The sequence below is a fragment of the Pseudomonas sp. PDM01 genome, assembly GCF_014852325.1.
Taxonomy (GTDB): Bacteria; Pseudomonadota; Gammaproteobacteria; order Pseudomonadales; family Pseudomonadaceae; genus Aquipseudomonas; species Aquipseudomonas migulae.
Genome location: NZ_JACVBK010000008.1, coordinates 101,326 through 114,917, shown reverse-complemented (window position 1 = coordinate 114,917; position 13,592 = coordinate 101,326). Strand labels below are relative to the sequence as shown.

Here is a 13,592-nt window from a genome sequence, read left to right as displayed (position 1 = left end):
ACAATGAAGCCCGCACGTTCTGCACCCTACGAATCACTGTTTTCGCTGGCCGCCGTATTGAGCCTGCCCATGGTCGCCCCCAGCGCCATGGCCGACTTCATCGACGACAGCAAGGCCCGCATTGAAATGCGCAACCACTACATCAATCGCGATTTCCGTCAGGACAACGCGGCGCAATCCAAGGCTGAAGAATGGGCGCAGGGTTTCACTGCACGCATCGAGTCCGGGTTCACCGACGGCACTTTAGGCTTCGGTCTCGATGCGTTGGGGGAGCTGGGATTGAAACTCGACTCCAGCCCGGATCGCCGTGGCACCGGGCTGCTGCCCTTCGGTCCGAAAAGCCATGAGCCGGCGGACGAGTTCAGCGAGCTGGGGCTGACCGGCAAGCTGCGGGTATCGAAAAGCGTGTTGAAGCTCGGCACCCTGCAACCCTTGCTGCCGGTGGCGACTTACAACGACACCCGCCTGCTCGGTTCGACGTTCGAAGGTGGCTTGCTGACCAGCCAGGAAATCAATGGCCTGACGCTGAATACCGGGCGCCTGACCAAGGCCAACCTGCGGGATTCCTCCAGCAACGATGACATCGGTTACGCCGCCGCCAGCAGTGATCACTTCGACTTTGCCGGCGGCAGCTACGCGTTCAGTCCGCAACTGAACCTGAGCTACTACTACGGCAAGCTCGATCAGATTTATCGCCAGCAGTTTGTCGGATTGGTGCATACCCAGCCGCTGGGCAACGGTTTCAATCTGCGCAGCGACCTGCGCTATTTCGACAGCCGGGGCGACGGCGCCGAACGCGCCGGGCGCATCGACAACCGCAACTTCAACAGCATGTTCACCGTGTCCCACGGTGCCCACAAGGTCAGCGCCACGTACCAGCAATTGTCCGGCGACAGTGCCTTTCCGTTCCTCAACGGCGGCGATCCGTACGTGGTCAACCTGGTGACCTTCAACACCTACACCCGCGCCGACGAGGACTCCTGGCAGTTGCGTTACGACTACGACTTCGCGGCGCAAGGCATTCCCGGCCTGACCTTCATGACCCGCTACACCGACGGGCGCCACGTCAAGGCCGGCACCGTCGACAACGGTCGTGAGCGCGAGCGCGACACAGACATCAGTTACGTCATCCAGAGCGGCGTGTTCAAGGACGTCAGCCTGCGCTGGCGCAACGTGACCTTCCGCTCCGGCAATGGCCTGAACACCGCCCTTGATGAAAACCGGCTGATCGTCGGTTACACCGTGGCGCTTTGGTAATCCCTGAAGGGCGCGGTTACCGCCGCGCCAACACCTTTCACAACCTGGAGGAATCGTGATGTCTCACGCCCCTACCCTGCAAAGTTTCATCGCCGGTCGCTGGATCGGCCAACACGGTGCCCAGGTGCTGCGCAGCGCCATCGACGGCCACGAGATTGCACGCACCCACGAGGAACGTCCGGACTTCGCCGAAGCCGTCGAGCACGGTCGTCGCCAAGGCATCAGCGGCTTGATGGCGCTGGACTTCCAGCAACGGGCGCAACGCCTCAAGGCACTGGCCTTGTACCTGAGCGAACGCAAGGAGCAGCTCTACGCGATCTCCCACCACAGCGGCGCCACCCGCGCCGACAGCTGGATCGATATCGAGGGCGGCAACAGCACGCTGTTCACCTACGCCAGCCTCGGCTCGCGGGAACTGCCGTCGGGCAACATCGTCCACGAAGGCCCGGCGATGCAGCTGAGCAAGCTCGGCACCTTCGCCGGCACGCACATTCTGGTGCCGCGCGGTGGTCTTGCAGTGCACATCAATGCGTTCAACTTCCCGATCTGGGGCATGCTGGAAAAATTCGCGCCGAGCTTTCTCGCCGGCATGCCGTGCATCGTCAAACCGGCCAGCGCCACCAGCTACTTGACCGAAGCCGTGGTGCGGCTGATGGACGAATCCGGCTTGCTGCCGGCGGGCAGCCTGCAACTGATCATCGGCAGCACCGGTGACTTGCTCGACCGCCTGCAAGGCCAGGACGTGGTGACGTTCACCGGTTCGGCCGACACTGCCGCGAAGCTGCGGGTCAATCCGAACCTGATCCGCAACTCGGTGCCGTTCAACGCCGAAGCCGACTCGCTGAACTGCGCGATCCTCGCCCCGGACGTGACCCCGGACGACGAAGAGTTCGAGCTGTTCATCAAGGAAGTCGCACGGGAAATGACCACCAAGGCCGGGCAGAAATGCACCGCCATCCGCCGCGCCATCGTGCCGGCCAAACACATCGATGCCGTCGCGACCCGTTTGCGCGACCGCCTGAAGAAGGTCGTGGTCGGCGACCCGTCGGTGGAAGGCGTGCGCATGGGGGCACTGGCCTCTCACGATCAGCAAAAAGACGTCGCCGAGCGCCTGGAAAGCCTGCTGCAAAGCAGCGACATGCTGTTTGGCGCTCGCGACGGTTTTGAACCGCGTGGCGAAAACGTCAGCCAGGGTGCGTTCTTCGCGCCGACCCTGTTGCAGGCCCGCGACCCGCACGCTGAAGGCGGCGCGCACGACATCGAAGCGTTCGGCCCGGTCAGCACGCTGATGGCCTACGACGACCTCGACGAAGCACTGGTCCTGGCCGCGCGCGGCAAAGGCAGCCTGGTGGCGAGTCTGATCACCAAGGATCCGCAGATCGCCGCCAAAGCCATTCCTGTCGCGGCAGCCTGGCACGGTCGCTTGCTGGTGCTGGACCGCGAATCCGCCGCAGAATCCACCGGCCACGGCTCGCCCCTGCCACAACTCAAGCATGGCGGACCGGGTCGTGCCGGTGGCGGTGAAGAGCTCGGTGGTCTGCGCGCGGTAAAACACTACCTGCAACGCGCCGCCGTGCAAGGCTCGCCGACCATGCTCGCCGCCGTCACCGGTGAATACGTGCGCGGCGCCAAGGTCATCGAGACTGAAGTACATCCGTTCCGCCGGTTCTTCCAGGACCTGCAGATCGGCGAGTCGCTGCTGACCCACCGTCGCACCGTGACCGAGGCCGATCTGGTGAACTTCGGCTGCCTGTCCGGCGATCACTTCTACATGCACTTCGACGAGATCGCCGCCAAGGAATCGCAATTCGGCAAACGCATCGCCCACGGTTACTTCGTGCTGTCGGCGGCGGCTGGTCTGTTCGTCTCCCCGGCACCGGGCCCGGTGCTGGCCAACTACGGCCTGGATACGTTGCGCTTCATCAACCCGGTGGGCATCGGCGACACCATCCAGGCGCGCCTGACCTGCAAACGCAAAATCGATCAGGGCAAAAAGAGCCCGCAGGGCATTCCGCAGGGCGTGGTGGCGTGGGACGTGGAAGTCACCAACCAGCTGGGTGAACTGGTCGCCAGTTACGACATCCTCACGCTGGTCGTCAAACGCGAGGATTGACGCAGTCCTGTAGGCGCTGGCTTGCCGGCGATGGCGTCCGCATGATCGATGCAAATCCAAAGGCCCCATCGCCAGCAAGCTGGCTCCTACAAGGGTTTTGCGTGAACGCCAGCCTCAACGTTCACACCGATCCACTGTAGGAGCTGGCTTGCCGGCGATGGCGGCTGCATGATCGATGCAAATCCAAAGGCCCCATCGCCAGCAAGCTGGCTCCTACAAGGGTTTTGTGTGAACGCCAGTTTCAACGTTCACACCGATCCACTGTAGGAGCCGGCTTGCCGGCGATGACGTCCGCATGATCGATGCAAATCCCAAGGCCACATCGCCGGCAAGCCGGCTCCTACAAGGGGTTTGTGTGAACGCCAGTCTCAACGTTCACACCGATCCACTGTAGGAGCTGGCTTGCCGGCGATGACGGCCGCATGATCGATGCAAATCCAAAGGCCTCATCGCCGGCAAGCCGGCTCCTACAAGGGTTTTGCGTGAACGCCAGTTTCAACGTTTACACCGATCCACTGTAGGAGCTGGCTTGCCGGCGATGGCGGCTGCATGATCGATGCACATCCAAAGGCCCTATCGCCAGCAAGCCGGCTCCTACAAGGGTTTTGTGTGAACGCCAGTCTCAACGTTCACATCGATCCACTGTAGGAGCCGGCTTGCTGGCGATGGCGTCCGCATGATCGATGCACATCCAAAGGCCCCATCGCCAGCAAGCTGGCTCCTACAAGGGTTTTGCGTGAACGCCAGCCTCAACGTTCACACCGATCCACTGTAGGAGCTGGCTTGCCGGCGATGACGGCCGCATGATCGATGCAAATCCCAAGGCCCATCGCCGGCAAGCCGGTTCCTACTAGGGGCTTTCTGCGAGTTCCTGTTACAGCGCCTTTGCACTGGTTTTTGCCAGTGACTGTGCGTTTATTGCCTTCTTCAGGAGCATGACCGGCATCACCCCTGGCCACTGGCGAAAATAAGCACCTGACGATCGGCAGCAGAAATTAATTGCGACCAAATATTACATGCGTCATATTACGTACGTAATTAAACGCCGATTCCCACAGGTAATCCTCCATGACCAGCATGCCCAGCCTTGAACCCGACGTTGCCGTTGCGGTGAGCACACCCAAGCCTCCCCTGCTCAAGCGCCTGATCCTGCTGACGCTGGCCATTGCTGCCCTGATATGTGCAGGCCTTTACGCCACCCATTGGTGGACCGCCGGGCGTTTCATCGAAGAAACCGACGACGCCTACATTGGCGGCGACGTGACGGTGATCGGGCCGAAGGTCGCGGGTTACATCGAAGAGGTGATGGTCAGCGACAACCAGAAAGTGAAGGCCGGCGATGTGCTGATCCGCCTCGATTCCCGTGACTACCGCGCCAACCTGGCCAAGGCCGAAGGCGCGGTGGCCGCGCAAGAAGCCTTGCTGGCCAACCTCGACGCCACCGAACAACTGCAACACGCGGTGATCGGTCAGGCCCGTGCCGGGATCGATGCCACCGGCGCTGAAACGGCCCGCTCACGGGACGACAATGCACGCTACAAACGCCTGGTCGGCAGCAACGCCGTCTCCGTGGAAAGTGCGCAACGGGCCGACGCCACCTTCAAGACCGCCCAGGCGCTGAGCGCACGGGCCCAGGCTGAACTGCTGGCGGCGCAACGCCAATTGAACGTGATCGACACTCAGAAACAGCAAGCACGTGCCGCGCTGATGCAGGCCAAGGCCGAACGAGACCTGGCGCAATTGAACGTCGGTTATACCGAGTTGCGCGCACCGATGGATGGCGTGATCGGCAATCGCCGGGCTCGTGTCGGTGCGTATGCGCAGGCCGGTTCGCAGCAGTTGTCGGTGGTGCCGGCCAGCGGGCTGTGGGTCGATGCCAACTTCAAGGAAGACCAACTGGCGCACATGACACCGGGACAACCGGTGATCATTCACGCCGACGTGCTCTCCGGGCAGGTATTCCACGGGCACCTCGACAGCCTCGCGCCGGCCAGCGGTTCGCAGTTCAGCGTGTTGCCACCGGAAAACGCCACCGGCAACTTCACCAAAATCGTGCAGCGAGTGCCGGTGCGGATCGTGCTCGATCCTGCCGACGGCGTGCTCGGGCATCTGCGTCCCGGCCTGTCGGTGACCGCTGAAGTCGACACACGCAAGGAGCCTGAAACGCCTGCCGTGGCCAGCGCGTCATGAGCCGCGCCCTCGCCGCCCCCGCACAGCCGTTCAACGCCGCGAACATGGCGACGGCGACTAAGGTGTTCGCCTTCGCCACCATGTGCATCGGCATGTTCATTGCCCTGCTGGATATCCAGATCGTCTCGGCTTCATTGCGCGATATCGGCGGCGGGTTGTCGGCAGGCACTGACGAAACGGCGTGGGTGCAGACCAGCTACCTGATCGCCGAGATCATCGTGATTCCGCTGTCCGGCTGGCTTTCCCGCGTGTTCTCGACCCGCTGGCTGTTCTGCGCATCCGCGGTGGGTTTCACTCTGGCCAGCCTGCTCTGCGGCGCGGCCTGGAACATTCAGAGCATGATCGCCTTCCGCGCCCTGCAAGGGTTTCTTGGCGGCTCGATGATCCCGCTGGTGTTCACCACGGCGTTCTTTTTCTTCACCGGCAAACAACGGGTGATCGCCGCCGCGACCATCGGCGCGGTGGCGTCCTTGGCACCGACACTGGGGCCGGTGATTGGTGGCTGGATCACCGATGTGTCCTCCTGGCACTGGCTGTTCTACATCAACCTGGTGCCGGGGATTTTTGTTGCGGTGGCGGTGCCGATGCTGGTGAAAATCGACCAACCGGAACTGTCCCTGCTCAAGGGCGCCGACTATTTGAGCATGGTGTTTCTGGCGCTGTTTCTCGGCTGCCTGGAATACACCCTCGAAGAAGGCCCGCGCTGGAACTGGTTCAGTGACCGCACGATTCTGACCACCGCATGGATCAGCGGCCTGGCGGGCCTGGCGTTCATCGGCCGGACCTTGCACGTAGCCAATCCGATCGTCGATTTGCGCGCCCTCAAAGACCGCAACTTCGCCCTCGGCTGCTTCTTCTCGTTTGTCACCGGGATCGGCCTGTTTGCCACGATTTACCTGACGCCGCTGTTTCTCGGTCGGGTGCGGGGTTATGGCGCGCTGGACATTGGTCTGGCGGTTTTCTCCACCGGGGTGTTCCAGATCATGGCGATTCCGCTGTACGCCTTTCTGGCCAACCGCATCGATCTGCGCTGGGTCATGATGACCGGCCTTGGGTTGTTCGCTTTGTCGATGTGGGATTTCAGCCCGATCACCCATGACTGGGGAGGCAAGGAGTTGATGCTGCCGCAAGCGCTGCGCGGAATTGCCCAGCAACTGGCGGTGCCACCGGCGGTCACCTTGACCCTTGGCGGTCTGGCGCCGGCGCGACTCAAACACGCTTCCGGGCTGTTCAATCTGATGCGCAACCTGGGCGGAGCCATTGGCATCGCTGCCTGCGCGACGATCCTTAATGACCGCACCAACCTGCACTTCACACGATTGGCGGAGAACCTCAACAGCACCAACGAAGCCCTGAATCAATGGCTGTCCCAGGTCGGCAACAACTTCGCCACGCTCGGCCAAAGCGGTGACGCGGGTGTCACCGCCAGCCTGCACCAGTTATGGCTGCTGACCTATCGCGAAGCGCAGACACAAACCTATGGCGATGCGTTTCTGATGATCATGGTCTGCTTCATCATCGCCACGGCGATGGTGCCCTTGATGCGCAAGGTGCAACCACCGGCCGCGCCGTCAGCGGACGCTCACTGATCAGGCCTGAGGCGTTTTACGGAAGCCTACGGCCAGGCGGTTCCAGCTGTTGATGGTGGAAATCGCCACGGTCAGGTCGACCATTTCCTTGGGGCTGAACTGCGCAGCGACCACTTCGTAATCTTCGTCCGGAGCGTGGGTCAGGCTCAGTTGGGTCAGGGACTCGGTCCAGAGCAACGCAGCACGTTCGCGCTCGGTGAAGAACGGTGCCTCATGCCAGGCGGTCACGGCGAACAGACGACGCGGGGTTTCGCCGCCCTTGATGGCATCGGCGGTGTGCATGTCGATGCAGAAGGCGCAGCCGTTGATTTGCGATGCACGCAACTTGACCAGTTCGATCAGGGTCTTTTCCAGCGGCAGCTTCGAAACGGCGGTTTCCAGGGCGATCATGGCTTTGAGGGCATCAGGGGACGCGGTGTAGAAATCGATACGGGGTTTCATGGCAGGCTCCGGGAGCAAGTGGGGGTGGAGCTAAGTTAGTCCTGCAGGCCGACTGCTGGAATATCCAATTTCTCAAAAGTCGGGGAGACCACTGACGACCCCTTGTAGGAGCCGGCTTGCTGGCGATGCGGGCAACTCGGAGCAAATTGATGAGTGAGGTGATGCTATCGCCAGCAAGCCGGCTCCTACAGGGGGGCGAAAAATAGTCTGTCGGGCTGATTGCCAGCACTCGGTCCTCGCCACTAGAATGCGATCAATTCTTAATTGCATCAGGCCAGGACGCCGGAAAAGAGTATCAGTCCCCCATGTCGTCAGCCGACCAGCCTTTGAACCAGCAAATCCATACCCTCTACAGCGAACACCACGGTTGGCTGCAGGGATGGCTGCAGCGAAAACTCGGCAATCGCTGCGACGCGGCGGACCTGGCCCACGATACGTTCCTGCGTTTGCTGACCCGGCAAGTCGTCAAGCCCTGGGGCAGCGAGCCCCGGGCACTGCTGACGCACATCGCCAAGGGCCTGGTGATTGATCGCTGGCGTCGACAGGACATCGAACGCGCCTATCTGGAGACCATTGCCCACCTGCCGGCCGCGGAGGTGCCGTCACCGGAAACCCGCCTGCTGATTCTCGAAACCCTGATGCGCATCGAAGCGCTGCTGCGCGAATTGCCGGCCATCACTCGAGAAACCTTTCTGCTGTCACAGATCGAAGGGCTGACCTACAACCAGATCGCCGCACGCCTGAATGTGTCGCTGATTACCGTCAAACGGCACATGCGCACCGCGTTCATTGCCTGCCTGAGTGTCGCCTGATGAATTCGTCGATGATCAACCCGCTCATTCTCGGCGAAGCTGCCGACTGGCTGGTGCAGTTGCATTCAGGCAGCGCGACGCCGTCCGACCATCACGCCATTGCCCAATGGCGCAATCGCAGTGCCGAGCATGCGCTGGCCTGGCAACGGGCCGAAGCGCTGCTCGGAGAATTTCGCAGCGTGCCGGCCAACCTGGCCATCCAGACCCTGCAGCGAGCGGCACGCAAGGATGGTCTGAGCCGCCGCCAGACCCTCACGCGTATTGGCTTGCTGCTGATGGCCGGCCCCTTGGGCATCGCCTCGCAACACGTGTCCTGGCAACAATGGACCGCCGATCAGCGCACGGCAGTGGGCGAACAGAAAAACCTGCAACTGCCCGATGGCAGTCAGGTGCTGCTCAACACCGAAAGTGCGGTGGACATTGCCTTTACCCCGCGCGAACGCCGAGTGGTGCTGCTGGATGGCGAAGTGTTGATCAGCACCGCCAAGGACCCCGGTGCCCGGCCCTTTATCGTCGAAACCCCGCAAGGCATCGCACGTGCGCTGGGTACGCGGTTTTGCGTGCGCATCACTGGCTCGCGAAGCCAGGTGTCGGTGCTCGAAGGGCTGGTGGAAGTCACGCCGCAGTTGCTCCAGCAGAGCACGACGCTCAAGGCCGGTGAGCGTCAGAGCTTCAAGCTCAATCGCCTCGACCCGCTCGAACCTTTCGACACCAGCGCCCTGGCCTGGGACAAGGGCATGTTGCTGGCGAGCAATATGCGCCTGGACGAATTGCTCGGCGAATTGAGCCGCTATCGCCCCGGCGTGTTGCGTTGTCATGCGGATGTCGCGGGGTTGCGGGTGTCGGGGGCGTTTTCCCTGCGTGACACCGATGCCAGCCTGCGTCTGCTCAGCGATACGCTGCCGCTGAAAATCAGCAGCCTGACTCGCTACTGGCTGTCGGTCGAGCCGCGGGCCTGAGTGCGCTGAAAAACTATTTCACAGTCCCCTGATACCTTTCCGCGTTTCGTTCGGCGTGTGGATAGACCTCTTCAATTCCACGCGCTCGACAGGAACGCCGAATGACTTCGACACCGCTGCACCGCCCCGCCGATTTCCCGCTCAAGGCCCTGAGCCTGAGCATTGCCCTGGCCTTTACCGCGTTACTGCCGATCAACAGCCATGCCGCTGATACCGTCAGCGAAAGTGCCAGCCGCAACGTCGACATCGGGCCGGGCTTGCTCAGTCATACCCTGGCGCAATTCGCCGTGGCGGTCGGCGTGCCGTTGTCGTTCGATCCGGCGCAACTGGGCAATCGCCAGAGTCCGGGATTGCAAGGCAACTACAGCGTGCAATCAGGCTTCACGCAATTGCTTGAGGGCAGCGGTTTCGAGTTGATCAGCACGGGCGGAAACGGTTACACCGTGGCGCCGCGAGTCTCCGTCAACGGTGCGCTGGAGCTGGGCGCCACCAGCGTCAGCGCCCTGCGCGACGACAACGCGGACACCTACGGTGGCGGTCAGGTCGCCAAGGTTGCGCAGATCGGCATGCTCGGTAACCAGGCCTTGAAAGACCTGCCCTTCAGCGTCACCAGCTACACCGCCAAAACCATCGCCGACCAGCAAGCGCAGACCGTGGGCGATGTGTTGCTCAACGACGCTTCGGTGCGGCAGTCCGCCGGCTTTGGCAACTTCTCCCAGGTGTTCGTGATCCGCGGTTTGCCGCTGCTGTCCGATGACATTTCCTATAACGGTCTTTACGGCATCCTGCCCCGGCAGATCATCGCCACCGAAGCGCTGGAACGGGTCGAGTTGTTCAAGGGACCGAATGCTTTTGTGAATGGTGTTACGCCCAGCGGCAGCGGGATTGGCGGTGGCGTCAACCTGCAACCCAAACGCGCCAGCGATGTGCCGACCCGCAGTGTCACCCTCGATTACAGTGACGATGGCCGGGTCGGCGGGCATCTGGACCTGGGCCAGCGCTTTGGTGAAGACAACCGATTCGGCGCGCGGGTCAATCTGTTGCAACGCGAAGGCGCCACCGCCGTCGATGACGAAGACCGTCGCTCGTCGCTGATCAGCGTCGGCCTGGACTACCGAGGTGATCGCCTGCGGGTGTCGACGGACCTGGGCTATCAGAAACAGGTGATCAATCAGGGCCGCTCGGTGATCTATGTCGATTCGACCTTGAACAAAGCGCCCAAGGTGCCGGATGCCAACGCCGGTTACGCACAGAGCTGGAGCTACTCGCAACTGGAAGACACCTTCGGCATGGCCCGCGCCGAGTACGACCTCAGTGACAACTGGACCGCCTATGTGTCCGGCGGCGCCAAACACACGCGGGAGAACGGCGTGTATTCGTCGCTGACCGTCACCGACCTCAACGGTAATGCCCGGGGCGGCATGCTCTACTCGCCTCACGACGAGGACAACAAAAGCCTGATGACCGGCCTCAACGGCCACTTGAACACCGGGCCGATCAGTCACCAATTGAACCTGGGCCTCGCGGGTATCTGGGGCCAGCAACGCTCGGCGTTCGAAACCATAGGAACCGCCACGCGCTACAGCACCAATCTCTACGACGTCACGGACAAACCGCGCCCAAGCCCCACATCGTTTGCCAGCGACATTCACGACCCGCGCATCGTCGGCAAGAACACCCTGCGCAGCGCGGCGGTGTCCGACACCCTGGGTTTCATCGATGATCGCGTCTTGCTCACCCTCGGCGTACGGCGCCAGACACTCAACGTCGACGGCTGGAACACCACCACCGGCGCGCGCACTTCAAGTTATGAAGAGTCGATCAGCACGCCGGTCTATGGCCTGGTGATCAAGCCATGGGAACACGTTTCGTTCTACGCCAACCGCATCGAAGGCCTGGCCAAGGGCCCGACGCCGCCGACCAGCGCGATCAACCGCGACGAGACCTTCGCCCCGGTGCGCAGCAAGCAAATCGAAGCCGGCGTGCGCCTGGACATGGACACCTATGGCGCGAGCCTGGGCGTGTACCGCATCGAACAACCGTCGAGCTACACCCAGGACGGGATCTTCCGGGTCGATGGCGAGCAGCAAAACAAAGGCGTGGAGTTGAACGTCTATGGCGAGCCGCTTGATGGTCTGCGCCTGCTGAGCGGCGCGACGCTGATGAAGACCGAAATCGAAGGCAGCACCAACGGGGTCAACGACGGCAACCGCGCCGTCGGCGTACCGCGTTTTCAACTCAACGTCGGGGCGGATTGGGACGTACCGGGGATTGAAGGCGCGGCGCTCAGTGCGCGGATGCTGCGCACCGGCGGGCAATACCTGAACGCCGCCAACACCCAGAGCATTCCGGCGTGGAACCGCTTTGATGTGGGGTCGCGGTATGCCTTCAAGATGGATGAGAAGTACATCACCTTGCGCGCCAATCTGGAGAACGTGGCGAACAAGGCCTATTGGGCCTCGGCGAATGGCGGGTACCTGACGCAGGGGACGCCGCGGACGCTGAAGGTGTCGGCGACGCTGGATTTCTGATTTTTTGTGGTGAGGTCAATATAGCCTTCGCGGGCAAGCCTCGCTCCTACAGGTACAACTCATCCCCCTGTAGGAGCGAGGCTTGCCCGCGAACCGCGAAGCGGCCATTCACTACAAACCGCTAAGCCCGACTGCGCAACCACTGCAAAAACCCCTTCTTCTCCACCACCTTCGGCGTTTCCTGGGTCAACGTCTGTGCCTTGTGCAAACGGAAATCCAGCAACGCCTTCATCGCTTCGCCGATGTCATGCCGCGCATCCAGGCACGGTTTGAGGTAGTCCTTTTCGATCCGGTACAGGCTGCAAGCGGTCTTGGCGCTGAAGTCCGCCGGCAGCGCCGTGTCCGACAAGATCCCGCCCTCGCCGATCACTTCGCCCGGCCCCATGCGCCCGGACTCGAACTTGCCCCCGGCGCGGCTCAACGCCACCGAGACCACGCCGGATTCGATGATGAACAGATGATCGCTGACCTCCCCCGCCGGCAGGATCATTTCCCCGGCGCGGAAGTTTTGCAGGGTCATGTGCTGGCTGAAGGTTTCTTTTTCTTCCTGACGCAAAGTCGAGAAGATCGCCGAGCTTTCCAGCAACGCCCGTGGCCGCGACAGGTTCATCGGTGCATTCGATTCGACGCTGGACAACAGGCTCACGCCGGATGCCTGCAAGTGCCGGAACGCCAGATCGAACAGCAGATTGCGCACCATGCGCTTCTGGTCCATCGAGACCACGAAGCCGCTGATTTCGTATTCCACGCCGGTGGCGCTCGAACCTTTGAGCGCGACACACGGCGCCGGCTTGGCCAGCAGGTATCGGCACCCTTCCATCGCCCGCTCCAGCGCATCGATCACCGTTTGCGGACGTGCGTGCGGGCTCAACTGCAAGCTGATCGACACGCCGAAAATGTCGCTCGGCCGGCTGAAGTTGATGATCTTGGCCTTGGCCGCCAGCGAGTTGGGGATCACCGCCATGCTGCCCTGGGACGTTTGCAGGCGCGTGGCGCGCCAATCGATGTCGGTGACCCGACCTTCGGTGCCGTCGATGGAGATCCAGTCATCCAGTTGATAGGGTTTGGTGGTGTTGAGAACGATCCCCGAGAACACGTCGCTCAGGGTGCTTTGCAGCGCCAGGCCGACGATGATCGCCAACGCGCCGGACGTCGCCAGCACGCCTTTGACCGGCAGGTCGAGCACATACGCCAGGGCCGCGATGATCGCGATCAGGAAAATCACCGCACCGAGCAAATCCTGGAGCAGGCGACCGGTGTGCCCGACCCGTTGCATCATCCCTGCGCCGATCAACACCGTCAGGGTGCGTGCGCCGAACAGCCACCAGCCAATCTGCAAGCCGGTCGCCGCCAGGTGCAACGGCACGTTGTCCGCCCAGGGCGCGGGCTCCAGAGGGTTCAGGCCTTCGTTGAACAACAGGATGCTGAACAACGTGAAAATCAGCAGCCGCACCAACAGTTTCCAGTTGCTGCCACTGGCACTGATCAAGCGCCACAGCCCCAGATCGATGATGATCAGGATCAGGGCACAGACCAGCGGGTGATTGGTAAGCAGTGACAGCATCAAGCAACTCCAGCCATGTACGGATGGGCACAGTGTAGGAGCAAACGCAGTCGTTGGAACAACACAAAACACTGTAGGAGCCGGCTTGCCGGCGATGGCGGTTTCAAGATCGCCATCGCCGGCAAGCCGGCTCCTA

General features: G+C 62.1%; 9 protein-coding genes. 7 read left to right on the top strand and 2 right to left on the bottom strand.

Translation table 11 applies throughout. From position 1 onward, the window contains the following. Positions 1–3 precede the first annotated feature (3 nt). The 4 genes from IB246_RS20385 (at position 4) to IB246_RS20370 (ending at position 7,149) form a co-directional block, all read left to right on the top strand. On the top strand, positions 4–1,257 hold the full coding sequence (locus tag IB246_RS20385; RefSeq protein ID WP_008044140.1) for an OprD family porin: 1,254 nt from the start codon (positions 4–6) through the stop codon (positions 1,255–1,257). Between the two features lie 58 nt (positions 1,258–1,315). After that, the gene (gene paaZ, locus IB246_RS20380) at positions 1,316–3,370 is read left to right on the top strand and encodes a phenylacetic acid degradation bifunctional protein PaaZ (protein ID WP_008044141.1); all 2,055 of its coding nucleotides are present in this window, start codon (positions 1,316–1,318) and stop codon (positions 3,368–3,370) included. 1,068 nt (positions 3,371–4,438) lie between these two features. After that, entirely contained in the window at positions 4,439–5,560 is a 1,122-nt protein-coding gene (locus IB246_RS20375; protein ID WP_192230162.1) for an HlyD family secretion protein, read from the top strand. Beyond that, the gene (locus tag IB246_RS20370; RefSeq protein WP_008040021.1) at positions 5,557–7,149 is read left to right on the top strand and encodes a DHA2 family efflux MFS transporter permease subunit; all 1,593 of its coding nucleotides are present in this window, start codon (positions 5,557–5,559) and stop codon (positions 7,147–7,149) included. The genes IB246_RS20375 and IB246_RS20370 overlap by 4 nt, the downstream gene beginning before the upstream one ends. On the opposite strand, the gene IB246_RS20365 is transcribed toward IB246_RS20370, so the two are convergent. Further along, positions 7,150–7,590 (bottom strand): carboxymuconolactone decarboxylase family protein, encoded by a 441-nt coding sequence (locus IB246_RS20365; RefSeq protein WP_192230160.1) that lies wholly within the window; start codon positions 7,588–7,590, stop codon positions 7,150–7,152. A gap of 305 nt (positions 7,591–7,895) precedes the next feature. On the opposite strand from IB246_RS20365, the gene IB246_RS20360 reads away from it, so the two are divergent. The 3 genes from IB246_RS20360 to IB246_RS20350 all read left to right on the top strand — a co-directional run bounded on the left by IB246_RS20360 (position 7,896) and on the right by IB246_RS20350 (position 11,892). Then, entirely contained in the window at positions 7,896–8,402 is a 507-nt protein-coding gene (locus tag IB246_RS20360) for a sigma-70 family RNA polymerase sigma factor (RefSeq protein ID WP_008040017.1), read from the top strand. Further along, positions 8,402–9,361 (top strand): FecR domain-containing protein, encoded by a 960-nt coding sequence (locus IB246_RS20355; protein ID WP_008040015.1) that lies wholly within the window; start codon positions 8,402–8,404, stop codon positions 9,359–9,361. Before IB246_RS20360 ends, IB246_RS20355 begins: the two co-directional genes overlap by 1 nt. A 101-nt stretch (positions 9,362–9,462) precedes the next feature. Continuing rightward, a complete protein-coding gene (locus tag IB246_RS20350; RefSeq protein WP_008040013.1) occupies positions 9,463–11,892 on the top strand; it encodes a TonB-dependent receptor in 2,430 nt (809 codons plus the stop codon). A gap of 121 nt (positions 11,893–12,013) precedes the next feature. Here IB246_RS20350 and IB246_RS20345 read toward each other — a convergent pair whose 3' ends face one another. Continuing rightward, a complete protein-coding gene (locus IB246_RS20345; RefSeq protein ID WP_008040011.1) occupies positions 12,014–13,456 on the bottom strand; it encodes a mechanosensitive ion channel domain-containing protein in 1,443 nt (480 codons plus the stop codon). Positions 13,457–13,592 lie beyond the last annotated feature (136 nt).

What these genes read in the sequence shown, in the direction of transcription:
- IB246_RS20385 (WP_008044140.1), top strand. Translation starts at nt 4, where the DNA reads ATGAAGCCCGCACGTTCTGCACCCTACGAATCACTGTTTTCGCTGGCC.
- paaZ (WP_008044141.1), top strand. Translation starts at nt 1,316, where the DNA reads ATGTCTCACGCCCCTACCCTGCAAAGTTTCATCGCCGGTCGCTGGATC.
- IB246_RS20375 (WP_192230162.1), top strand. Translation starts at nt 4,439, where the DNA reads ATGACCAGCATGCCCAGCCTTGAACCCGACGTTGCCGTTGCGGTGAGC.
- IB246_RS20370 (WP_008040021.1), top strand. Translation starts at nt 5,557, where the DNA reads ATGAGCCGCGCCCTCGCCGCCCCCGCACAGCCGTTCAACGCCGCGAAC.
- IB246_RS20365 (WP_192230160.1), bottom strand. Translation starts at nt 7,590, where the DNA reads ATGAAACCCCGTATCGATTTCTACACCGCGTCCCCTGATGCCCTCAAA.
- IB246_RS20360 (WP_008040017.1), top strand. Translation starts at nt 7,896, where the DNA reads ATGTCGTCAGCCGACCAGCCTTTGAACCAGCAAATCCATACCCTCTAC.
- IB246_RS20355 (WP_008040015.1), top strand. Translation starts at nt 8,402, where the DNA reads ATGAATTCGTCGATGATCAACCCGCTCATTCTCGGCGAAGCTGCCGAC.
- IB246_RS20350 (WP_008040013.1), top strand. Translation starts at nt 9,463, where the DNA reads ATGACTTCGACACCGCTGCACCGCCCCGCCGATTTCCCGCTCAAGGCC.
- IB246_RS20345 (WP_008040011.1), bottom strand. Translation starts at nt 13,456, where the DNA reads ATGCTGTCACTGCTTACCAATCACCCGCTGGTCTGTGCCCTGATCCTG.